Source organism: Halorussus sp. AFM4, assembly GCF_051194995.1.
Classification (GTDB): domain Archaea; phylum Halobacteriota; class Halobacteria; order Halobacteriales; family Haladaptataceae; genus Halorussus.
On the sequence record NZ_JBNTJT010000003.1, the window covers coordinates 624,107 to 647,793 of the forward strand.

21 protein-coding genes are annotated in these 23,687 nt (G+C 59.7%); 16 read left to right on the plus strand and 5 right to left on the minus strand.

Annotated elements, in window-relative coordinates; genetic code table 11:
• Nucleotides 1–378: 378 nt before the first annotated feature.
• From ACQUQF_RS16195 to ftsZ, 3 genes are all read left to right on the plus strand, one after another.
• The gene (locus tag ACQUQF_RS16195) at nt 379–1,074 is read left to right on the plus strand and encodes a double zinc ribbon domain-containing protein (protein ID WP_435180134.1); all 696 of its coding nucleotides are present in this window, start codon (nt 379–381) and stop codon (nt 1,072–1,074) included.
• A 188-nt stretch (nt 1,075–1,262) separates the two neighbouring features.
• Entirely contained in the window at nt 1,263–1,442 is a 180-nt protein-coding gene (locus ACQUQF_RS16200) for a ribbon-helix-helix domain-containing protein (RefSeq protein WP_253513262.1), read from the plus strand.
• A gap of 3 nt (nt 1,443–1,445) precedes the next feature.
• Nucleotides 1,446–2,666 (plus strand): cell division protein FtsZ, encoded by a 1,221-nt coding sequence (gene ftsZ / locus ACQUQF_RS16205; RefSeq protein ID WP_435180135.1) that lies wholly within the window; start codon nt 1,446–1,448, stop codon nt 2,664–2,666.
• Nucleotides 2,667–2,799: 133 nt separating this feature from the next.
• Here ftsZ and ncsA read toward each other — a convergent pair whose 3' ends face one another.
• Nucleotides 2,800–3,771 (minus strand): tRNA 2-thiolation protein NcsA, encoded by a 972-nt coding sequence (ncsA, locus tag ACQUQF_RS16210; RefSeq protein WP_435180136.1) that lies wholly within the window; start codon nt 3,769–3,771, stop codon nt 2,800–2,802.
• A 344-nt stretch (nt 3,772–4,115) separates the two neighbouring features.
• On the opposite strand from ncsA, the gene ACQUQF_RS16215 reads away from it, so the two are divergent.
• From ACQUQF_RS16215 to ACQUQF_RS16265, 11 genes are all read left to right on the plus strand, one after another.
• Nucleotides 4,116–4,322: a hypothetical protein gene (locus ACQUQF_RS16215; RefSeq protein WP_435180137.1), complete on the plus strand. Its 207-nt coding sequence runs from the start codon at nt 4,116–4,118 to the stop codon at nt 4,320–4,322.
• 25 nt (nt 4,323–4,347) lie between these two features.
• Complete coding sequence (locus tag ACQUQF_RS16220; protein WP_435180138.1) at nt 4,348–4,977, plus strand: hypothetical protein; 630 nt, start codon at nt 4,348–4,350, stop codon at nt 4,975–4,977.
• Between the two features lie 50 nt (nt 4,978–5,027).
• On the plus strand, nt 5,028–6,062 hold the full coding sequence (locus ACQUQF_RS16225; RefSeq protein WP_435180139.1) for a zinc-dependent alcohol dehydrogenase: 1,035 nt from the start codon (nt 5,028–5,030) through the stop codon (nt 6,060–6,062).
• 130 nt (nt 6,063–6,192) lie between these two features.
• On the plus strand, nt 6,193–6,570 hold the full coding sequence (locus tag ACQUQF_RS16230) for a 6-pyruvoyl trahydropterin synthase family protein (protein ID WP_435180140.1): 378 nt from the start codon (nt 6,193–6,195) through the stop codon (nt 6,568–6,570).
• Between the two features lie 9 nt (nt 6,571–6,579).
• Complete coding sequence (locus ACQUQF_RS16235; RefSeq protein ID WP_435180141.1) at nt 6,580–7,683, plus strand: glycosyltransferase family 4 protein; 1,104 nt, start codon at nt 6,580–6,582, stop codon at nt 7,681–7,683.
• Entirely contained in the window at nt 7,680–8,573 is an 894-nt protein-coding gene (locus ACQUQF_RS16240; protein WP_435180142.1) for a class I SAM-dependent methyltransferase, read from the plus strand. Before ACQUQF_RS16235 ends, ACQUQF_RS16240 begins: the two co-directional genes overlap by 4 nt.
• Nucleotides 8,574–9,074: 501 nt before the next feature.
• Nucleotides 9,075–12,935 carry an Eco57I restriction-modification methylase domain-containing protein gene (locus ACQUQF_RS16245; RefSeq protein ID WP_435180143.1) on the plus strand — a complete coding sequence of 1,287 codons (3,861 nt, stop codon included), beginning with the start codon at nt 9,075–9,077 and terminating at the stop codon, nt 12,933–12,935.
• Nucleotides 12,936–13,079: 144 nt separating this feature from the next.
• Nucleotides 13,080–14,084: a Cdc6/Cdc18 family protein gene (locus ACQUQF_RS16250; protein WP_435180144.1), complete on the plus strand. Its 1,005-nt coding sequence runs from the start codon at nt 13,080–13,082 to the stop codon at nt 14,082–14,084.
• A 109-nt stretch (nt 14,085–14,193) separates the two neighbouring features.
• Complete coding sequence (locus ACQUQF_RS16255) at nt 14,194–15,105, plus strand: hypothetical protein (protein WP_435180145.1); 912 nt, start codon at nt 14,194–14,196, stop codon at nt 15,103–15,105.
• A gap of 103 nt (nt 15,106–15,208) precedes the next feature.
• The gene (locus ACQUQF_RS16260) at nt 15,209–16,279 is read left to right on the plus strand and encodes a hypothetical protein (protein WP_435180146.1); all 1,071 of its coding nucleotides are present in this window, start codon (nt 15,209–15,211) and stop codon (nt 16,277–16,279) included.
• Between the two features lie 78 nt (nt 16,280–16,357).
• Nucleotides 16,358–17,086 carry a hypothetical protein gene (locus ACQUQF_RS16265; RefSeq protein ID WP_435180147.1) on the plus strand — a complete coding sequence of 243 codons (729 nt, stop codon included), beginning with the start codon at nt 16,358–16,360 and terminating at the stop codon, nt 17,084–17,086.
• 162 nt (nt 17,087–17,248) lie between these two features.
• Here the strand turns inward: ACQUQF_RS16265 and ACQUQF_RS16270 are convergent, their stop codons facing one another.
• The gene (locus ACQUQF_RS16270) at nt 17,249–17,752 is read right to left on the minus strand and encodes a hypothetical protein (protein ID WP_435180148.1); all 504 of its coding nucleotides are present in this window, start codon (nt 17,750–17,752) and stop codon (nt 17,249–17,251) included.
• Between the two features lie 302 nt (nt 17,753–18,054).
• On the opposite strand from ACQUQF_RS16270, the gene ACQUQF_RS16275 reads away from it, so the two are divergent.
• Complete coding sequence (locus ACQUQF_RS16275; protein WP_435180149.1) at nt 18,055–19,725, plus strand: transposase; 1,671 nt, start codon at nt 18,055–18,057, stop codon at nt 19,723–19,725.
• A gap of 312 nt (nt 19,726–20,037) precedes the next feature.
• Here ACQUQF_RS16275 and ACQUQF_RS16280 read toward each other — a convergent pair whose 3' ends face one another.
• The 3 genes from ACQUQF_RS16280 to ACQUQF_RS16290 all read right to left on the minus strand — a co-directional run bounded on the left by ACQUQF_RS16280 (nt 20,038) and on the right by ACQUQF_RS16290 (nt 22,211).
• Nucleotides 20,038–21,228 carry an MBL fold metallo-hydrolase gene (locus ACQUQF_RS16280; RefSeq protein WP_435180150.1) on the minus strand — a complete coding sequence of 397 codons (1,191 nt, stop codon included), beginning with the start codon at nt 21,226–21,228 and terminating at the stop codon, nt 20,038–20,040.
• 148 nt (nt 21,229–21,376) lie between these two features.
• Nucleotides 21,377–21,952, minus strand: a complete 576-nt coding sequence (locus ACQUQF_RS16285) for a DsrE/DsrF/DrsH-like family protein (RefSeq protein WP_435180151.1) — start codon at nt 21,950–21,952, stop codon at nt 21,377–21,379.
• Between the two features lies 1 nt (nt 21,953).
• Entirely contained in the window at nt 21,954–22,211 is a 258-nt protein-coding gene (locus ACQUQF_RS16290) for a sulfurtransferase TusA family protein (RefSeq protein WP_435180152.1), read from the minus strand.
• A gap of 274 nt (nt 22,212–22,485) precedes the next feature.
• On the opposite strand from ACQUQF_RS16290, the gene ACQUQF_RS16295 reads away from it, so the two are divergent.
• Nucleotides 22,486–23,676, plus strand: a complete 1,191-nt coding sequence (locus ACQUQF_RS16295; RefSeq protein WP_435180153.1) for an MBL fold metallo-hydrolase — start codon at nt 22,486–22,488, stop codon at nt 23,674–23,676.
• Nucleotides 23,677–23,687: the final 11 nt, after the last annotated feature.

Consider the following 23,687-nt stretch of genomic DNA (forward strand, 5'->3'; position numbering starts at 1 on the left):
GGCCGATAGCGAGGACCGAACGACGCCGGAGGGAACAGCCGAACCGTACCCTACTACGTTCGTTACGGTGGACCCCCTGCTACGTGTGTAAACATCGACCGGCCGCCCGCAGACCGGAGGACAGAAGTGCGCGGGCGGGCCGCGAAGGCCGGTTGGACAGTTCACCGGTCGCGGTCATGTCCCGGCTCGGGCAGGACCCCAGTCCACTCCGCGGACGGTACATTCCAGACGAGCGGACATAGCAGCCAGGGGACCACCGTCGACAGTGAGCCACGAGAACCGCCGGAAGGCGGCTCGTCTCCCGGCGTCGCACGGCCGTCAGACATGTTTGGGAAGATTGAAATAGGATGGTCGTCATAGTGTGGGACGAACTGGCACATGAGTAAGATAACCTTCCGCGCGGACGAGGAACTGGTCGAGCGCATCGAGGGCCGCGACGCCTCCAAGAGCGAGATCATGCGGGAGGCGCTGCGCGCGTACCTCGACGAGTCCGACGCCGGGGCTGACGCGACTCGCGTTCCGGACCGCGAGCGCGGCGACCTCGCAGACCCCGACCGGGCGGCGCGACGGCGCGACGCCGCGCCGGACGCCCCGGACGCCGGTCGGGCCGAGCGCCGGAGCGCCGGCAGCCTCGACGACGTCCTCGCCCGGCGCGTGGACGAACTCGTCGCCGACCGCCTCGCCGCGTGGGAGGCCCGCCGGTGCGAGCGCGACCGCGTCGAGGAGCGCGGTCGCGACGTAAACGTCAACGTGACGCTCGAGACCGACGGTGCGACTCGTGCCGCCGACGCGTCCGCAGACAGACACGTTCACGCGTCGTCCGACGCGTCGGACGCCCCCGCGACGGACCGCGGCGGCGACGCCGACGGCCGGGACGCGCCGATCGAGACGGAGAACGCCTGCGGGCAGTGCGGCGAGTCGCTGTCCGACGACCACGTCTACTGCCCCAACTGCGGGGAGAAGGCCGCCCGGCGCGTCTTCTGCGAGTGCGGCGACGAAGTGCGCTCGGACTGGGGCTTCTGCCCGAGCTGCGGCCGCCGGACGCCCGCGGCCGACGTGCTCGACCGGTCGTAAGACAACGTTTTACGCCGGGCGTTAACTATTTAAGTTTTGACTATGTGGGTACGTTCGCGTAAGACGGCCGTCTTACACGGTGGCCCGAACCGCGGCGGAGAACCCGCGTCACGGGCTCACACGGCGTAAGACAGGACGCGCGGGAAGTCGCGCGCCGTCTTACTAACAACAGGGGAAATTACAGAAACATGGAGCGTGTGACACTCCGCATTCCGAAGCAGCAGATAGAAGAGGTCGAACAGATGGTCGAGACGGGCGAGTTCCCGAACCGGAGCGAGGCGATCCGGGCGGCCGTTCGAGATATGTTGAACGAGCAGGAGGACACGACCGAGCAGACGACGAACAAGCGGTCGTGGGCCAAGGTGTAAACGATGCAGGATATCGTTCAGGACGCGCTGGAGAACGCCGAGCAGGAGAGCCGCGAGATGGACGCCACGACCGAGGGCGACGAGTTCGGCGATCCCCGGATCGTCATCGTCGGCTGCGGCGGGGCGGGCAACAACACCGTCAACCGGCTCTACAACATCGGCGTCGAGGGCGCAGACACCGTCGCCATCAACACCGACAAGCAGCACCTCAAGATGATCGAGGCCGACACGAAGATCCTGGTCGGCAAGTCCCTGACCAACGGGCTCGGCGCGGGGGGCGACCCCTCGATGGGCGAGCGCGCGACCGAGATGGCCCAGGGCACCATCAAGGAGGTACTGGGCGACGCGGACCTCGTGTTCGTCACCGCAGGCATGGGCGGCGGCACGGGCACCGGCGCGGCGCCGGTCGTCTCGAAAATCGCCAAGGAGCAGGGTGCGATCGTCGTCGGGATGGTCTCGACGCCGTTCAACGTCGAGCGCGCGCGCACGGTGAAGGCCGAGGAGGGGCTCGAGAAGCTCCGCAACGAGGCCGACTCCATCATCGTGCTCGACAACAACCGGCTGCTGGACTACGTCCCGAACCTGCCCATCGGCAAGGCGTTCTCGGTGATGGACCAGATCATCGCCGAGACGGTCAAGGGCATCTCAGAGACGATCACCCAGCCCTCGCTCATCAACCTCGACTACGCCGACATGACCTCTATCATGAACCAGGGCGGAGTCGCGGTGATGCTGGTCGGCGAGACACAGGACAAGAACAAGACCGAGGAGGTCGTCCGCGACGCGATGAACCACCCGCTGCTCGACGTGGACTACCGGGGCGCGTCGGGCGGTCTGGTCCACATCACGGGCGGTCCGGACCTCACGCTCAAGGAGGCCGAGTCCATCGCCAGCAACATCACCGAGCGCCTCGAGGCCAGCGCGAACGTCATCTGGGGCGCGCGCATCCAGGACAACTACAAGGGCAAGGTCCGGGTCATGGCCATCATGACCGGGGTCCAGAGCGCCCAGGTCCTCGGCCCGAGCACCCAGAAGCAGGCCGACAAGTCCCGCGAGCAGATGCGGGACGTCGACGCCCAGTCGTTCGACGCCAGCCAGAACGTCGACGACCTCGGCGTCGGCGAGACCCGCGGCTCCTCCGAGTCCGGCGAGTCGTGGGGCGCCCAGAGCGACGGCGGTCAGGACCCGGTCGAGCAGAACAACGGTCTCGACGTGATCCGCTGACGGACCATCAGGTTTCGACGTTCGGTCGACTCGTCGTTTCGCCTTTTTCCGCAGCACAGCTCCAGGCCCGGAGACGCAGCTTCGTCGAGTAGAGAACGGTCCGTCGGGGTCGCCGGGCACCGAACCGGGAGAATCAGGCCGCGTGGATCGCGTCGAGCAGCGAGCACTTCCGGCAGACGTCCCTGGTGGTCGAGGACCCGCAGCGCTCGCACTCGCCGAGTTCGGTGTCGCCCTCCTCGCGGGCGCCGAACTCGCTCACCGCCAGCGACGCCAGCTCCTCGTAGCCCGACATGATGGAGTGGCGGGTGCCCGGGTGGTTCTCCTCGAGCTGGTGGAGGAGCCGCTGGATCTCCCCGCGGTAGGCCTCGCTGGCGTGGGGGCACTCGGTGATGTGGGCCGGCAGGCCCTTCAGGTGGGCGTAGAGGGCGACCTCCTTCTCGGGGACGTCCCGGAGGGGCTTGGCGCGGGGCACGAAGTCGTCCTGTTTACCCCGTTCGTCGAACCCGCCCAGACTCGCGTCGAAGTGCTTGGCGATCTGGGCGACGTCGCCCTCCAGGAAGTTCATCAGCGCGGTCTCGGCCTCGTCGTCGAGGTTGTGGCCGGTCAGCAGCTTGTCGGCGCCGAACTCCTCGGCGTACGACTCCAGCAGGTCGCGCCGGAACACCCCGCAGTACGCGCAGGCGGCCATGTTCTCGGGGTCTTTCTCCACGACGTCGTCCATGCGCACGTCGAACTCCTCCTCGTAGGTGACCAGTTCGTGGCGGACGCCCAGCTCCTCGGTCAGCTCCACGCAGGCGTCGACGCTCTCGTCGCGGTACCCCTCGATGCCCTCGTGGATGGTGAGCGCGACCAGTTCGATCCGGGGGTCCCGCTCGAAGGTCCGATGGAGGATGTCGGTGAGGACCACGCTGTCCTTCCCGCCCGAGAGGCCGACGACCCACGTCTGGGGATCCTCGGGCGTGGCGTCGTCCGGCACGAGGCCGTCCTCCCGGATGCGCCGCCGGACCCGCTTGTCCACCGACGCGAGGAAGTGGTCCTCGCAGAGATGCAGCCCCGAGTAGGCGGCGTGCATCACCGCCTCCTGGTCGCACTTGTCGCAGTCCATCGCTCGTGAGGTGGGGTTCCGGGCGTTTGTCGGTTTCGCCTCGAACCCATGAATGGATGAACGCTATATCAAATTCCCATCCGGTAAGAAATACGGTAGCTATTCGATCGGTAGCGGAACGGCGGGCGGGTTACTTATGACAAATTTATTTTATATGTGCGGACGGGGGCGTGAGGCGACGACGACGCCATTCAGGACAGTCCGGGCAAACGGGCGCTGGACGAGACTCCGCACTCATCGTCTGTCGGGCGTCCGCGGACGGCGGTCCCGTACCCCGCGGCCGCCCGTCGCCTCGCGGACCCGCGGCCCCGGGGAATAAGTCGGGCCGCCGCGTATGCGAACTCATGCCAGTGGGTGGGTACGACCCCGAGGACCTCGACGACCGGCTCGAGACCGCGATGGAGGCCGAGGGCACCGAACCGTCGAACTGGCTGACCGACGAGGAGCGCCGGGAGTGGGAGCGCGGCGGGAGCCTCGTCGACCTCCTCGGCGAGGACGACATCCGGGACCTGCTCGGGGAGGACCGGGCGTCCGACGGACCGGGGAGTTGACTGGCTGCGGGACGTATCGCCACCGATGCGCCGCGTACCCCAGGCCGAGGTGCTCCGCGAGTGGCTGCGGGTCGAGCGGAGCAAGCCCGACGCCGAGTGGTTCCCGATCGACTCGCTGTCCGAGCGGGAGGCGCTCGACGAGCTGCTGGACCGCAAGCCGGGCGCGGCCGCGTTCGTCTGGCGGGACGCGCCGGTGCGGTGGCGCGAGACGACCCTCGATCGCGAGGCGGTCGAGTCGCTGGAGGTGGTCGAGGGGCCGCCGGACCTGCGGTGGCGCGCGCTCTCGCCCGACGGGACCGTTCGGGGCGCGGCCGACCGGATCGTCCGGTGGGACCCCGACGCGCTGGCGGCCGAGACCGGCGTGGACGTCGAGACGGTGATCGACTTCGTCGACGAGATGCCCGGGGGACCGCTGGTAATCTCGACCCGGGAGGGCTGCGTCCCGCGGTACCTGGCCGACGGCAACCACCGCGCGGTGGCGCTGGCGCTCCGGGCGCGGTCGGACGACCGCGAGTTCTCGCGGCCCCGGGCCTACCTCGGCGTCGGCGCGAACCGCGTGCTGGGACCGCTGGCCCAGCGGGTCTGCGGGGCAGTTCGGTCGCTGCTCGGGGACGACCCGGACCGCGCGGACCCGCGCCGGGCCAAAGAACGATAAGCCGGCCCGCCGTAGCCCGCTCGGACGGTTCGGCGCCGTCGTGACCCACTATGCCAGCACGGGCGCTCTACTTCACGGGGGACGGCGAGGTCGAGGTGCGCGACCGCGAGGTCGGGGAGCCCGGCGAGGGGGAGGTCCGGGTCCGGGCCGAGCGCTCGGCGGTCAGTCCCGGCACCGAGCTGCTGGTCTACCGCGGCGAGGTGCCGACCGGGATGGCCGCCGACGCGACGATCGACGCACTCGCCGAGGAGTTCGAGTTCCCGCTCCGGTACGGCTACGCGGTCGTCGGCCGGGTGACCGCGACCGGGCCGGGCGTCGATCCGGCGTGGACGGACCGCCGGGTGCTCGCGTTCAACCCCCACGAGAGCCGGTTCTGTGCGCCGGTCGACGACGCGGTGCCCGTCCCGGACGACTGCTCGGCCGCGGCGGCGACCTTCCTGCCGAACGTCGAGACCGCGGTGAACCTCGTTCAGGACGGCGCGCCGCGGCTCGGCGAGCGCGCGGCCGTCTTCGGCCAGGGCGTGGTCGGCCTGCTGACCACCGCGCTGCTCGCCGACTGCCCGCTGGCCGACCTGGTGACGGTCGACTGCCACGCGGCCCGGCGCGAGCGGTCGCTGGACCTGGGCGCCGACGCCAGCCTCGCCCCGGACGGGGCCGACCGCGCCGCGAGCGACGTCGGCGACCGGCTCCGGGAGCGGCTCGGCGACGAGTTCGGCGGCGCGGACCTGACCTACGAGCTGTCGGGCGACCCGGAGGCGCTGGACGACGCGGTCGCGGCGACCGGCTACGACGGCCGGGTCCTGGTCGGGTCGTGGTACGGGACCAAGCCCGCGGAGCTGGAGCTCGGCGGGCGGTTCCACCGGAGCCGGATCAGCGTCGAGAGCAGCCAGGTCAGCACGGTCGACCCGGCGCTCCGCGGCCGGTGGTCGAAGGACCGGCGGCTGGCGGTGGCGTGGGACCGCCTCCGGGAGCTCGGCCCCGAGCGGTTCGTGACCCACGAGTTCGACGTCGAAGACGCCGGGGAGGCGTACGCGCTGCTTGACGAGCATCCCGGGGAGGCGCTCGGCGTGACCTTCCGGTACTGAGCGCCGACCCGCCGCGGTCTCGCCGTCTCCGTCGCGAACCCCGTCTCGGCCGCCCGCTCCCTGCTCCGCCCCGGAGCTCCCGGAGTCCGGCCCCGGCTTTCAAGCCGGTGGCGGTCGTGCCGACAGTGACATGTACACCGTCACGGTCCGGCGCAGCTTCGTGGCCCAGCACTTCCTGACGGTCCCGGACCCCGGTCCCGAGGGCGACCTCCACTCCCACCGCTACGCGGCGGAGGTCCGACTGGAAGGGGCGGAGCTGAACGAGTACGGCTACCTCGCGGACATCGACGCCGTCGAGGAGCGCCTCGACGCCACGGTCGGGCGCTACCGGGACGCGACGCTCAACGACCTGCCGGCGTTCGAGGGGCTGAATCCGAGCCTCGAACACTTTGCGCGCATCTTCGGCCGGCGGTTCTGGGACGGGCTGGACGCCCCCGAGGTCGAGTCGCTGACGGTCGAACTCCGGGAGGACGACGTGGCGCGGGCGTCCCACCGGCGGGAGGTCTGACCGGCCGCCGTGCGCGTCGGCCTGGCGGTCTACGGCGACCTCGGGACCACAAGCGGCGGCTTCCTCTACGACCGGAGGCTCGCGGCCGCCCTCCGAGACGCGGGCCACCGGGTGTCGGTCGTCTCGCTGCCCCGGCGCGACTACCCCCGCGCGCTCGCCGACAGCCTCGACCCGCGGATTCGCCGGCGCCTCCGGGGGTTCGACCTGCTGGTCGAGGACGAGCTCTGCCACCCGTCGCTGGTCGGCCACAACGCCGCGGTCGACGCGCCGGTCGTCGCGGTCGTCCACCACCTCCGGAGCAGCGAGCGGTGGCCGGCGTGGCAGCGACCGGTCTATCGGGCGGTCGAGCGGCGCTACCTCCGGAGCGTCGACGCCGCGATCTACGCCAGCGAGTCGACCCGAGGCGACGCCGAGCGACTCGCGGGGCCGCGCCCGTCGACGGTCGCACGGCCCGCCGGCGACCGGTTCGACCCCGGGATCGACGCGGACGCCATCGCGGCGCGGGCCGAGCGCGAACCCCTCACCATCTGCTTCGTCGGCAACGTGGTCCCGCGGAAGGGCCTCGACGTGCTGCTCGACGGCCTCGCCCGCGTCCCGGGCGACTGGCGACTCTCCGTGATCGGCAGCGAGTCCGCGGACCCCGGATACGCCCGAGAGACCCGACAGCAGGCCCGCAACCTGGGCATCGCCGACAGCGTCCGATTCGAGGGACGACTGCCCGACGACGCCCTCGCCGACCGACTCGCGGAGAGTCACCTGCTCGCGGTCCCCTCGCGGTTCGAGGGCTACGGCGTCGTCTACCTGGAGGGGATGGGGTTCGGCCTCCCCGCGCTCGCGCCGACCGCCGGCGGCGCGCCCGAACTCGTCACCCACGGCGAGGACGGGTTCCTCGTCGCGCCGGACGACGCCGCGGCGGTGACAGAGGCGGTCGAGACCGTCCTGTCGGACCGCGACCGCCTGCGCGAGATGAGCCTGGCCGCGCGCCGCCGCTTCGAGCGCCACCCGGGCTGGGACGAGTCGATGGCATCGGCCCGGCGCTTCCTCGAAGCAGTCGCCGAGAAACGGGAGTCGAAGCCGCAGACCGACCGGCCCCGGGAGGAGGCCCGACGGTGAACTTCCCGCGGTACCTCTCGGCGAAGCGGAGCGTCGACGACCGGGCGCTGAACCGGCGCGTCGAGGCCCGGCTCGCCGACGAGCTCCGGGACCGCGACCGACTGCGAGCGGTGGAGGTGGGCGCGGGCACCGGGTCGGCGGTCGCCCGGCTGCTCGACCGGCCGTGGCTCCCCGACCGCGTGCGCTACACCGCGGTCGACGTCGAGGAACGAAACGTCGCGGCCGCGCGCGAGCGCCTGCCCGCGCGCGGCGCCGCGCTCGGCTACGCGGTCGGGCGGGCCGGCGACCGGTTCGTCTGCTCGCGGGGGCGTCGCCGAGTCGAGGTCGAGTTCCGGACCGGCGACGCCTTCGAGTTCCTCGAGGGGGTCGACGAACCGGTCGACCTCGCGGTCGCTCACGCCTTCGTCGACCTGGTGGACCCCGCCGACGCGCTCGCGGCGTTCCGGGACGCGCTGGCGCCCGACGGACTGGCGTACTGTCCCATCACCTACGACGGCGAGACCGCGTTCGAGCCGTCCGCCGACGCCGAGTTCGAGGAGGAACTGTTCGACGCGTTCCACCGCCACCTCGACGCCGCGGGCGACAGCGAGGCCGGCCGGCGCCTGCTCGCGCTCGCCTCCGAAGACGCTGAGTCCGCGGGGGAGAGCGCGGAGACGGGCATCCTCGCGGCCGGCGGCTCCGACTGGGTGGTCCGGCCGCGCGGCGGGGCGTATCCCGCCGACGAGCGCTACTTCCTGCGCTGCATCGTCGAGCTGATCGAGCGCGCGGTTCGCGCCGAGGCCGCGGTGCCAGACCGGCGGCTGACCGAATGGGCCGACCGGCGACGCGACCAGATCGACCGTGCGGAGCTGGTGTACGTCGCCCATCAGCTCGACCTGCTGTTTCGGTGACTCGACGAGATCGTCGATACGAGGCCTCTCAGTACTCCTCCGGGCCGATGGAGGGGGGTCGTGAGAGGAGACGGAGACGAACGGAGAGGCAGTGTAGTTGCGAAGGACAGAATTTGTGCATGAGGGCTCGATCTGGTGGGGCGGCACCTGTGAATACTCATCCAGAATGTTGCGAATAAGGCAGAACGGATAGATGCATAAGATATTGTATGGGAGAATGGATGAATATAATTCTCTGATTTTATTGTTCTCTGTATGAGGGGAGTTGAGGCTGTTACGATATCTGTGGGACCCCGGTTGTAATTATCGGAAACATAATTCATACAGCAAAGTTCCAATAAGAGGTTCGCTTTCCTCCATAGATTTCTCTGGAAGTGAACGTCACTCTCCTTCTAATTCTATCTTTCCCTTCACCGTTTCAATCAGAAAGCAACTATTCTTTTCCAGTAATTTTAACACAGAGTGATTTGAGTTCACGTTAGGAACTATACGTGGTTTGCTATGACTTCTGAAGCAAGATCCAGCACTGCGCCAGAGTTTGTTGAAACTGCCTTCGAAACGACAGTCGAAGACGAAACAAAGCATCGTCTTCTGAGCGTCATAGAATCCACTATCTCGAACCTCCGTGTACAGATGGGGGACGATACGCTCGAAAAGATGCTCCGATCAGATTCGGGGTCTTACAAACTCAGGGGGAGCATGACACGGGATGGCCTTCAGCCGGAACCCTTCACACAACAAGCGATTATCGAACCGATTCTTGATGCTTTGGGGTACGAGTATTCGACTGAAGCGGGCGGTCTTTCAGGAGGACAGACTATGGTCGCCGACTACACCGTTTCGCTCCGAAACCATTCTAACATCGACTCTACTCGACTTCTCATTGAAGCCGAACCGGTTAACAAGAACCTGCATTCGAGAGAACACGGTGCTGGACAGGTAAAAGATTGGCTCGGTAGGCGAGAGTTCGAATCAGACTTCGGCATCGCTACTGACGGACTTCGTTGGATGTTGATCCGGTATGATCCCGATTCGTATACTCACAACGTCATTGAAGAGATAGACCTTCAGCCGCTCTTTCTTGAACTCTTCCTGAATCAAGTCGGGAATCAAGAATCACTCGAAGAAGTTATCGAAACCGACAACGAGCAGGTTACTCGTCTCATTCGCACATTCCATTTCGATAATTTCCTTTCAATTGCCGGTGACGCTCGGCAAGTCATCAAGCGCAAACAGGAGGAAATTACGGATGACTTCTATGATGATTATATCCGATACGTCTTCGGTATTGTGAGCGAAGACAAAGAAACAGCTCGCTCTCTTGTCGGGGATGGCGTTGTCGTACCGGATGGGGCCTCCGAGCAAAACGCCAGGCTCTTCTCAGTCGAATTGATGAACCGCCTCGTCTTCATCAAGTTCCTCGAAGACAAGTCCCTCGTCCACCCTGACCTTCTGAAGACTCTTAAGGAAACCTACGAAGGTGGATTTTACACCGGGTCATTCTACGAAGAATTCCTCCAATCGCTCTTCTATGACGTAATGAACAACAAGCCGGACGACCGTCCATCACAGGTAAAGGAAATTGACCTGTTCCAGAACATCCCCTATCTCAACGGTGGCCTGTTCCGCCCGACCATCAACGGCGATAACTTCGAGGAAGAAGATTTCAATGTTCGGAATTCTGTTCTCTTCTCTATCATCGACCTACTAGAGCGGTACAGTTTTTCGGCTGGGGGCGCACCGACCGACCTTGATCCGAGTATCCTCGGCAACGTCTTCGAGAAGACCATTAACTACGTTACCAGCGACAATGCGGACAAAAACAAGGAACTCGGAGCATACTACACACCGAGCGAGATTACTCGATTCTGTGCCGAAGAGACTGTCCGTCCGGCCCTCCTTGACCGTTTCCAGACCGTATTGGCTGAAGAGTGCGACTGGCCAGAACACGAGGTCGAACGATTCGACTCTATCTACGAACTCATCGAGGGGCTTCCCGGCCACATGGGAACAATTGGCCCACTATTGGACGAGGTAGACGAGTTTCGAGTCGTGGACCCGGCCTGTGGAAGCGGTCACTTCCTTACTTCTGTTCTCGAAGAAATCGTCAACATCCGAAAAGCCCTCTACGCTCAGAATGAATCCTACCCTGATGAGTACCGCCTGAAGAAGACGACAGTCTTGAAGAATATCTACGGAGTGGACGTAATGGGTCCAGCGGTTGAGATTGCCAAACTCCGGTGTTGGCTCTCAGTCATCTCGGAACTTGAAACAGAAAACGTAGACGACCTTGCCGACGACGATGCTCTCGCTCTTCCGAACATCGCCTTTAACCTGCGGGAAGGCAACAGCCTCATTGGATACACGGGTTTCCCTGAGACCACTGACAACGGTGAATACACACTTGGGAGTTTCAGCGAGGATAGCGTCCGCGACCGCTATCAGGACATTATTGACGAGATCGAGAAACACGAACAGGCCATCGACAGTGAAACCGCCGAGAGACACCGACGCCGGGCCTTTGAAAAACTCCGTAATGCCCGGGAGGAACTGATTGACGACATTCACGGAGATTTCGTTGAAGCTGGCGTTGATGACATCACTCCTGGACAAGTAAAAGCGATTGAACCGTTTAACTGGGTACTGGAGTTCGCTGAAGTTTACGCAGATGGAGGGTTTGACGCAGTAGTTGGAAACCCCCCATGGGACGTTCTCCGGACTAATAGAGACGACTATTTCTCTCGCTTTGACCCGGTTTTCCGCTCTCGTATGCCCCAGGATAAGGATGAGAAAATGGAGGAATTACTAGAAGACCCTGTGGTTGAAAAAGGATGGGAAGAGTACAACCGTGAAATGCAGGCACGGGCAGACTACTTTAACAACTCCGAAGAGTACGTCCTTCAAACCCCGACCGTGGACGGAAAGAAAACGACCTCAGAAAACGAATTATCAATGCTATTTCTAGAACGTGTTACCGACCTTGTTGATAGCGATGGGTATGTCTCCTTCGTTGTCCCGAACATCATCTTCACCGGCGCTTCGAGTAAGGATATTCGCTCGTACCTACTGAACAACGCCACGATTCAGTCTATCCTTCACTTTGAGAACAACGGTATCTTTGATGGTATTGATACTCGATACAGATTCGGTGTTCTAACTTTCAAGAACTCAGGGACTACAGAGTCCGTCCAAGGAGCGTTTGCAGAGAAATCACTTGATATACTTGATGATTTTGAGGAACGCACCGTGGATATTCCGCGTAACGTGCTTGCTCGGTACTCGCCGGAGGCGAAGATCTTTCCTCAGGTTTCGGCTAAGACAGCCAACGATGACGTGTCTGAGGTTGATGTGTTAGATAGTATTCTTCAACATCCACCGTTGAGTAAAAGTGTATCTGGACGTTGGCATGCTGAAGTTCACCGTGAATTAGACCGTACATATGATTCTGATAGGTTTGTGGAAAGTGAATCCGCAGGGGATTATCCAGTCTATGGTGGCAAGAATATCTACCAATTCACTTTTGACAGTAGCTTCTATGGTGTACAACAGCCGGAGTTTTGGAGTATAGAAGAGGATGGTAACCCCGACCAAAGTGCAAAACAGAGAATACGAGACAAAGAGATTCGCAACCTCAAGACCGATCTCTACGAATCGTTCGACGGATCAGGTTCACAGAAGCAGTTCGTTAACGATCTACTTGAGGAACATCGGGGAAAACCACTATGTGAACAGGACGTGAAACTAGATTGTACTGACTACAGGATTGTTTTCCGTGACATAGCCCGTTCAACTGACGAACGGACATTAATCGCGGCGGTAATTCCTCCTGGTGTTGTCTGTCATAGTAAATTGCGCACCTTACGCCCACATGTTGTTTCTCCAGAATCGAAGGAAGAACTGACAGAGTACCCATTACGCGAGATCTATAAACCACTGTTTAGCCCCGAGGAGTTGTTCGTAGCCACCGGGCTGTTGAACAGCCTTCCATTTGATTACCTAATCCGGACGAAAACTGATACTACGATTGTGGAATACAAGTTCACCGAATCTCAGGTTCCTCGTCTCACCGAAGGGGACGAGTGGTTCGACTACATCTGGACACGGGCTGCCAAACTCAACTGCTACGGTAAAGAATTTGAGGAAATGCGCGACCGACTTGGTGGCATTGAACCGGTGACGGACTTGAACGAACGACGGCAAATGCAGGCTGAACTTGACGCCGCAGCTTTCCACGTGTATGGTCTCAACCACGACCAAACCGAATTCGTACTTGACGACTTCAATCAGGTACAGGACCCTCGCCTAATGGACGATGCCTACTTCGAGATGGTGAAAGAAAAGTACGATAAACTGAGTCAATAAGTATATGGCAAAGACGGTGATTAAGATAAATACACACCAAAATTTCAATATATAGTTGCGAAACAATTGCTTGTTCTGGGCCAAAAGTGGAAAAGTGGAAACGCCACACTTCCTCTTATACTGCCATCCGTGTTATAGCCGCACATGATTCAAGATGCCCGGGTGCTACAATCGGAATTTGTTCCAGGAGACATTGTCCGCCGGGATGCCGAACTCAACGCCATTACACGCGCGTTGAATCCCATCACTCGCGGAGAATCAGGAGAAACAACATGCCTTTTCGGGCCAACAGGTGTTGGTAAGACCTGTACTGCGAAATACATCTTTGAACGCCTCAGAGAACGCGTCATTGACCTCAACACCAATTACATCAACTGCTGGGAAGCCCCGACCAAGTTTAAAATTCTCCATCAGGTTCTTGACGGTGTTCATAAGACAGTGGATATTCATCGCCAATCAACTCCAACGGATGTTCTCACTGACAGACTCCACGACTATGACGGTCCACCTTACATCGTCATCCTTGACGAAGTAGATCAGCTCCACGATACCCGGACTCTCTATGACCTGAGCCGCATGCGCGAATTGACGATGATATTGATAGCGAATCGCGAAGAAGAACTATTTGCCCGACTCGATGACCGCGTTAGCAGCCGCCTGAAGACTGCCACATGCATCGACTTTGACCCGTACTCAACGACCGCTCTCGTCGCTATTCTACAAGACCGCGTCCAATGGGGACTTGAGGAGGGTGCCATTACCACATCACAATTGGAAACAATAGCGGAAACTGCCGCTGGAGATGCTCGAGTAGCAATTGGAATCTTGCGAGGCGCGGCCCGTCAGGCTATGCAAGATGGAGGAACCGAAATCACTGATGAGTTGATTCAAGATACAGTCTCGCACGCAAAAGCAGAAATTAAGCGCCAAACGCTCGATCGCTTAACTGAGGATCAGCGCGTTCTCTTTGAGATTGTTTCTGAAAACGGTGACATCGCGCCTAGCGACCTCTACGATGCATACCAAAACCGAGTAGATGAGCCAAAGACCAACCGGATGGTTCGTAATTACTTGAGCAAGATGTGTCAGTACAACCTCATCGTTGCTAATGGTGAAAATCGAGGTCGGACCTATCGAACCAAAGTATAACAGATTAAATAGGGTCCAAAGGTCATCACGGACCTATTCTACGATGGGTGGCATAATACGGAGGTTCTTCACCTGTACGTTTTTACCATTTTAATTCTAATTATTCGCTATGGATTACATACCGGTATTTCTTCGTCCAGTGAGTCAGATGAACACTGGTCTTGAGTCGTACGTTGAAGACAAAGCGAAGGATGTTGAAACGATTACGTCAAGCTCTGATAAACTATATTTTAAACAGTCGGAAGAAGTTCCTGTGTGGCAGTACAAGGAAGCGCTCCAGGGAAAGCCCGTGATTGAACACGGGAAGAAAGTGAAGGTATCAAAAGAAGTGAATCATCCCGAACGCCATTGGTGGATTGTCACCGATGGTCTGCTGGAAAACCTTGATCCACCGTTGAGGGATCATGCAGACATTTTCGACCTGATTCTGGCTGTAAACCTGTGCATTGAGGAGCCAGTTGCGTTTTCCCAGAGTCCTGGACAAACAATCGGGGGAACATTCCAGGTTCGAGAGAATGCGCTAGAATCTCGAGATGATTTGTCCCTGGGGAGTATGCCGCTCGCAATACTCACAATGAATGAAATCCCCTCACAGGTCAGGTTATCCGAATCTCCTGAAAACATCTATGAGATGGTTCGAGATTTCAGATCAACGTCAGTCGAATCGGATGAAGATATGGATATTCGGGTTGGGCTACATATGTACGATGATGCCTTGACGGCTTCTCTCTGGACCGCTATGTCTAACTTCTTCTTCGTGTGTGAGAATGTCCTCTGTTCGGGGCGACCGGCTAAGCCAGTCCCTCGAATCACAGAGGTGACGGAGATGAGTGAGGAGGAAGCAAAAAATTGGAAGAAAGCAGTTCTTCGGTTGAAACACCCTGACAAAGGTGATGTTCCGAGTTTATACCAACAGACAGACCTCAAGGTACCTACCTTAAGATACATGCGCCGGACGGCAAGCATGGCAATAATCCAGGCCATGAAGAATCGACACTGTGACTCCAATATTGAGTCATAGCTTCAAATAAGAACCTCAGAGTGCTGGCCAACTCCCCTTGTGGGACATGGAATGAAGTGATACTGACAATGACTAAGTGGATTGACCCAATGAATGATAACAGATGGTTCCGTCTCGGGCGACTATTGAAGATACGCTTAGATCACATGGGGTTGAAGCTGCGCTTGTCAGTGTAGCTTTCACCACAGCCCTGTTCGCGGCTGCGTATTTTCTCCCAGTCCCATTTGTTAGCACAATTTCGGTTGTTGCAGGTGGATTCTCTCTAGTAACTGGAACTGCTGGTCTATATTTGAACCATCGAACCCAGCAACTGGAACGCGATAATAAAAAATACGGGGAGGTGTCGAAAGAGGTTGATCGGGAGCGTAAAGCACACAAGGAACGGAATCAAGCAAAGGAGAATCTACGTGAGTATCAGAGGATGACGCGCATCCTTAAAGATCGTGATGTAGACTTGGCGAAGCTCATTGACAACCAGACTGCATCAAGCCAGATTGCACTACTCGTATTCCGCGACCAAGAAGCTCCAGAAGACCACGATTACTACCAACCTGATAATGAGGATAACAAGAACAAGTTCATCCGATACCGTACGAAGCAAGCGTATGGTGGGGAGACAATCTCCTCATTTACATGGATGCTACCACCGAGTGTTGTCGCCGAAGAGGGACTCGAAAACGCGACCCGTGACGAGTTGAAGCAATGGTTCCGTGAGAATATATACGACTACTACGGCGATGAACAGTTCGAAGCAAATGTTCTCCTAATGGGTTTGATGGACGTGAGTTCCATCTTCTCAATCACGAAAGAGGAGACAAAACTCGGGAAGTTCGCCGAAAATCTCATCGAATATGACGACGAATTCACGGAAAAAGACCTCTACGAAGCCTTAGCCGAGGAACGTGTAAACATGTTAGAAGAGGTCAAATCTGGCCGATTGGTGTTCTTCCTTCCTGATAGTCTAGATGAGGACACGGTGGATAAGATTCGAGACCAAAGCGATGTTGTGAAGTCAGAGTTGACCGATGGCGGACTACGGGAAATATCTGACGAGGATAGCGTTAAACCTCTGAGTGTGGGCTTCGAGAAACTCGGTATTCCGCGAGCAGACGAGTTGGCTAGTGAAATTGTTGCGGAAGCTCAGATGTGGAAAGAGAAACTTGAGGAAGTCTGAACGCTGAACCTCACCACGGTTGCTAGTTACACTCTCCATAGTACGCTGGAGTTCTGGCATAGTTTCGGTAGACGGGACATGCCGATGCTGAACGCCGGACCAACCTTAGTTACCGGAAACACCACCCAGTTCTCTATTTGGTCTTCTCTCGCACAATCTTCTATGCTGCATCGGGATTCAGATCGCACTCATATTGCATGGGACATAGAAACAACGGGCTTTGGCTGGGACGACGAAATCACAGTCTCGGGATTCTGGTTTCCAAATGCACATGCAGAACTCATCGTTAATACCGACGAGCAGTCACTTGACACAGATTCGTTCGAAAACCACCTCCAGGACATCAGTAACGGCGTTTCAATTACGGTGACAGCCAGGGATGACGAACAAGGGTTGTTGGATGCAATGCAGCAGCTCCGGTTCAATCGTATCGACGAAGAGTACAATCGGCTGGTGGCCTACAATGCAGATAACTGGAAGGGCGGGTTTGATCTCCCCTTCCTACGAACGAGATGCGTCCATCACAATACGAAATGGGTATTCGGTAACCTGGAGTTCGCCGATTTGTTTGACCCGACGAAAAAGAGACTTAACACCACTCAGACGTTCTATGGCAAAGGAACAGACATCAACTCATTGACTGGCGCTCATGCAATTCTCTTTACCGAGGTTGAAGAAGTGCCGACTGAAACAACCAACGACAACACTGAGCATCCGTGGTATCGGAAACAACCGTACGACCCGTTTGTGACATCAGGGAGTGCATCTGCTTGTTACCGACGGGGCGACTTTTTACCGGTCTTGTAGCATAATCTCAGTGATGTTCATCGGACTTGGGAACTAGGGGAAGTGATTCGAGCATTCGTGTCCTCAAAAGACATCACAGACAAGAAACTTTGATTGGAAAACCGAAAGTCTACGTCATTTTCCGTTCCGATTTGAGTCCTGGAAGGATAGTTATGTACTGGTTCAAAAACGCGGTGGTTCATCGTCTTTGAATTCCGGGGCACCCTCTGGTGGGTCAATTTTCTCATACGCGATGATGATATCCCGTTCAACCTTCTCCATTTTTTCAATCAGGTCCTCCTGCAAATCCCCGATTTTCCGGTACAACCAGAACATGTTATTTGCGTCCATATACCGTCGTATGCTCTTCCCGAGAGGAGTGAACAAGTAACGAGGGTGGGAAGAATCATCCATCTCTACCACCCTCTTTTCAACTAAATTCAATTCCTTTGCTTCACTCAGACGGGTATTGATAGTATTCTGGCTTGGGCGAGAACCTTTGGCGATCTCATTGTACCTAGCGCCGTCTTCGGGGTCTATATCTCGGAACATCGGTATGACTCCCGTTCGTATTTCACCGTTTTCCTTCGTTAGGAAGGCGAGTACTTCCTCGACTGTCCCATATTGGTGATTCTTTTCGTCGTTATCATCTTCCACTGGGGGTTCTGGCGGGTGTTCATCGCGCATGGGATACGTAGTTCTATTTGAGGGAGGGGTCCTGATGGTCGCTACACATCTACCCAGGACCGTATGCTCCTTGAATCTGTATCTTACTACGAATAGTAGTAGAGTGCAGTTCCAATTTCAGTTGGTTCCTGGTCCATAATATCCCGCAGGCACGCTATCTACTAGCGGAAGTTCCGGAAGCCACACGCCAGTCTATAGGTGCAAATTGCACCTATTCAAACCAAGCTGATGCCAACCATGAATGCAAATTCCAATTCAGAGTTAGAGAGCTTCCAAGGGCGCGCCGGGGTCAGGGGTCGGAGATGAGTGACACAGGCGTCTCTGGAGGGAAAACTCTCCTTGCAAAGCAGGCAAGCGAGATAATAGAGAGTGAGACAACTGCGCTAGACTTGGTTTCGAAGTTAGACGTCGATATCTACCGTCACGATGACCGACACAAGGATACTCCTTCTAAGCCGTTTGTCCCGACATTCAGGGCGATATTGGCTAAACGACTCGAAGATTGGGGTGATCGAGAACTTCGTGAGAGGCTCACAAGTGACGATAGTATCGCAGCGGAACTCGGATTCAACCCGGACGATATTCCCGATCGAAGCACTTTCTATAGAGCTGACAAGCATCGTTTTGAAGAACTTGATACTGTCCTGAAAACCAGTGTTAGGCAGATTGAAACCATTGCAGCTGAACGGGGGAGTCCAATAGGCGCAAACCTAGTGCCAGAGGATTCAGAGGGGTCGTCAGAACGGACACTACGCCGTCTTCTCCGTCGAAAGACACGAGAGGTTATCGATGAGATGAGGGATGTCGTATTTCCAGCACTGAACATCCCACGGCCTGACGAACCAATTTACGAAGAGGATGAGTTACTGATGGTGGAAACACTGACGAGTCTCCTGCATTCTGCCGCCAATGACGGGGCAGACATCTTCAGTGACAAATGTGACCCTGAAGCAAAACTCAGTGAAGAAGATCCGTTCCATCTTGATGGACCCACCGGTGAGACGCTGCTTACAGCCATCAAAGAGCTTGTCCCGGTGTTAATCACGAAGATGGTGAACCGAGCGGCGTTGCGGTGCTTAAGTCGTGCGAAACCGTACATAGAGTTTGAACGTCCAGTTAAAATAGCATGTGACCACACGTACGTCGGCTTTTATGGTGAGTTAGAGGGAATGGAGCGTCTGACGAAGGCTCCAGACGATAAAAAGTACGAGGATTGCCATGAGTTCGCGACTGCCAGTATTGTTGGAGACAACGTGAGTTTCCTTGTTGCGATGTACCCTGTGGGGGACCCGGATCACCATGAGCCAGATGCGTATCCTGGGAAGGACCGAAGCTACCGCCAAGGCCATATCATGCGTGAACTGTTAGACCAAGCTACTGAGGCAGTAAGTGTGAGGAAGCTCGTTGCTGACCGTGCTTTCTACGCTGCAGATGTGTTTGCTGCGTGCGAAGAACACAACATCAAGTATACGATTCCTGTTCCAGAAGGGGAAAGAGCTGCATCTGTTGTGGAAAAAGCTGGTGATCAGGTATATGTGAGAGAAAACTACGGAGTGTCTGGCCCAGTGAAAGGGGGTGTGACGAACACAAGGGTGGAGACAAACATCGTGGTATTGCCACCAGACGACGATTATGATTCTAAACAACCCTTTGCGACTAATTCCGAAGTGAGTGATGAGATCAGTCTTGACCGGAGAGAGACGAGACGGAAAATTAAACGATACACGGATCGAGGAGGCATTGAAACCTCGTACGAGAAAATCAAGGATTTTGCAGCCTGGACAACATCGCGTGAGTACGTGGTTCGACTATTCCACTTCGGGTTTGCGACCTTGCTCTACAACATGTGGTTGTTAGTGGATTTAATGGTGCAGAGTGCAATCGATCTCGAATTTCGAGCGAAGCCGCGGATAACAGCTGATCGATTCCGGAAAGCATTCGAGCGGGAAATTAACCGAATTCTTCGCGGTTAGGCAACTTCTGTCGGGTTAGCGACTGGATAGAGGAATCACTACTGCTATATCTGCTTTCTCTCTTTTCCACACAGAATTGAACAATACCTTGGATATTGAGGGTTATCTTCCTGGTCTTGAACGTTGAGAGGCATCGATGACCCCGGAAAAACTGGGATTCCTATGCACAATCAAGGGGGCATTATCATCTACAGAGAGGCATATTCGATATAGCGTCATAAAATTCATTGAGGGCTGGCGGCGGGAAACGGGACGGCCGAGCGGACGCGTCGGAAACAGCGAATCAGCTACTCGAACGGGTGTTTGACGGCGTTACGCAGAGCAGTTGTTCGGACCCATCTCCATCTCGGTCGCCTCGCTCTGCTCGACCGACTCGGCGCCGCGGTTGACCGCGATGATTCGCTCGAAGCTCGGCGGCTTCTCCTGGTCGCCCGCGGTCAGACGCTCGACGAACTCGTCCTCGGCCAGCTGGAGCAGGTCGAACGTGGTCCTGGCCTCGCCGACCGTCGCGCGGACCGGTTCGCCCGGCGCGCCGTGAGCGAACTCGCCGTCGCTGGTGACCTCGACGTGGCCCGGCAGGACTGCGAGGTCGTCGGGTTCCGCGAGGACGGTTCGATGCAGCGACTCGTACTGCATCCGGGCGCCCGCGGCGGCGTCCTCGTCGCCGCCGTCTCGCGGCTCCGCCGCTCGACTGTCCGAGGCGCGCTGCGCCTCGCTCTCCAGCTCGGTACGGCCGACCGACCCCACGTGGAGGGTGTCTGCGGTCAGGACCGCCTCGCGGTTCACCAGCAGGTTGACCGACTCGGTCGTGTGGCCGGGCACGCGCAGCGCCTTGAGCTGGACGTCGCCGACCTCGACCGCCTCGTTGCGACCCAGGGGCGCGAAGTCGTACGTCACGTCGCGCTCGCGGGCGGCCTCGCTCAGGTGGTACGGAACCCCGAGTTCGGCCGCGAGCTCTCGCCCGCCCGAGACGTGGTCGGCGTGGACGTGGGTGTCGAACACCCGGGTGATCTCCCAGTCGCGCTCGTCGGCCACCGCGCGGAACTCCGCGGCGTGGCGAGTGGCGTCCACGACCCCGGCTTCGCCCGTCTCGGGGTCCGCGACCACGTATCCCAGACACCCCTTCGCGCGGCGCTGGACCTGCACGATCTCGGCCGGACCGTCGGTTTCCACGGGCACCGCGTCGTACACCTGGCTCCAGGCCTCCATTCCGCCGGTGACGACCGCGACGTCGTACCCAGCCTCGCTCAGCTCCTCGGCGAAGTGGTCGGAGGTGACGCCCTTCGCGCAGATGGTCACGATCCGGTCCCGGCCGTCGAGCAGGGCGTCGAGCTCGGCCTTCCGGTCGTCGGTCAGCTCCTCGTCGGCGCCGAAGGGGAACTGCTCGGCGCCCCGGACGTGCCACGAGTCGTAGCTCTCGTCGCCGCGGGTGTCGAGGAGGACGAACTCCTCGCCGGCGTCGAGCATGTCGGCCAACCGTCGAGGGGTCACTTTCGCTGGCATCTCGTCGGGGATTCTCGACGTCCCCGGCCTTAATCCTGATTGCCGCTGTGAAAACAGTACAATACCGCGGCGCGGCGGTCGGTCGGGGTCGGTTGCAGTTGGTCGCGGTCGGTGTGAGTCGTTCGGACGAGGAAGAGCCCGACCAGAGCTAGATGAGCAGTTGGATGTCGGCGTCGGCCATGTGTTCGAGCGCGGTGGCCGCGCCGACGCCGGTCGTCACGCCGTCGTACATCTCGTCCTCGTCGTAGTCCATCAGCTCCGTCGTCATCTGGCAGGCCTGGAGGTCGACGCCGGTGTCCAGCGACAGCTCGACGAGCTCCTCGATGGTCGCGGTGCCCTGCTCGTCGACCTTCCGCTCCATCATCCTGGTCGCCATCGCGTCCATGAAGGGGAGCGCGGCGACCGCGTTGGGAAGCGGTATGCTCGGGTTGCCGACCGCGCTCAGCTTGAGGTCCGTCGACTTCTCCTCGTGGAGGATGTCGAGCCCCCAGAACGTGTGGAAGACCACGACGTCCCAGCCGAACGCCGCCGCGGTGCTGGCGAGGATGAGCGGCGGGTACGCCATGTCGAAGGTGCCCTTCGTGGCGATGATGGTCATCTTCTTCTGACCGTCGGACTTCACCGCCGACAGCTCCGCCTCCAGTTCCTCGACGCGGTCCCGCAGGGCCGCGACGTCCTCCGCGCTCGCGGCCGAGTCGGGACTCCGGGGCGTGTCCGTGCTCATCTCACTCGGTCTTGCGGACGTAGTGCTTGAAGACCGCCCCGTCGCCGTCCTCGGCTTCTTCCTGGTCGAGAAGTTCGACACCGTCGGTCGTGTTCGCCCACCCTGCGATGTCGCTCACGCTCCCGGGGTCGGTGGCGATCACTTCCAGCACGTCACCCCCGGAGAGGCCGTCGGTCGCCTGCTTGGACCGGACGACCGGCATCGGGCAGGACTGTCCCTTCACGTCGAGCGTCTCGGTGATGTCGTGTGCGTCACTCATAGTTACACCAGTGGATTATCTTGTGCACATCGAGCAATATTGGGTGCGAGGAGAAAAGTGTGTTGGTTCTTGGGCGTAGCAAGCAAGTCCTTTCGACACGAGGCCCGCCACAGGCATACGAAATCAAGCTGAACAGCGGCTTAAGGACGATATCTGGAGGTTATTGACCTAGTCCCGAAGTAAGTCCGTCAGAGCCGCCGCGACTATATGTTGTTGGTATTGCGCAATACTATGCAAACCCTTATGGGAGAGCGTCAGGATAGGTTTACCCGTGATGAGCGAACCAGAGTTCCCGACCCCCGACGCGGAGGTCGACAGCATCGAACCCGAGACGCTGAGAGAGCGCATCGACGCCGGCGCGGACGTGTTCGTCCTCGACACGCGCGTCCCCGACGACGTCGAGGAGTGGGCCATCGACGGGGAGAGCGTCGAATCGCTCAACGTCCCGTACTTCGAGTTCCTCGCGGGCGAACCGGGCGAGGAGGTCTTCGAGCAGTTGCCGAACGATCGGGAGATCGCGGTCGTCTGCGCCAAGGGCGAGTCCAGCGAGTACGTCGCCGGCGAACTGATCGAGCGCGGCTACGACGCCGCCCACCTCGAAGACGGCATGCGGGGCTGGGCCCGCGTCTTCGAGTACAGGGAGATCGACGCCGCCACCGACGCCACCGTCGCGCAGTACCAGCGCCCCTCCAGCGGGTGCATGAGCTACCTCGTGGTCTCCGACGGCGAGGCCGCGGTCGTCGATCCCCTGCGGGCGTTCACCGACACCTACCTGCAGGACGCGGAGGCGCTGGGCGCGGACCTGACGTACGCCATCGACACCCACGTCCACGCCGACCACGTCTCCGGCGTCCGCGAACTGATCGACGAGGGTGTGGAGGGCGTCCTCCCGGCGGCGGCTATCGACCGCGGGGTCACCTACGACGACGCGGTCACCGCCGCCGAGGACGGCGACGCGTTCGCGGTCGGCGACGTCGAGATCGAAGCGGTGTTCACGCCCGGCCACACCTCAGGGATGACCTCGTACCTCGTCGACGACGCCGTCCTCCTGACGGGCGACGGGCTGTTCGCCGAGAGCGTCGCGCGGCCCGACCTCGAAGACGGCGACGAGGGCGCGCCCGACGCGGCCCGGCAGCTCTACGAGTCGCTCCAGGAGCGCGTCCTGCCCCTCGACGACGACATCGTCGTGGGCGGCGCGCACTTCAGTGACGCCGCCGACACCCGCGAGGACGGCACTTACACCGAGACCATCGGCAACCTGACCGAGAGGATGGACGCGCTGACGATGGACGAGGACGAGTTCGTCGACCTCGTGCTCTCGGACGTGCCGCCCCGGCCCGCCAACTACGAGGAAGTCATCGCGACCAACCTCGGCCGGGCGGACCGGACCGACCAGGAGGCGTTCGAGCTGGAGCTCGGCCCGAACAACTGCGCGGCGAGTTCCGACGCGATGACCAGCGACTAAACCCCCGAGGA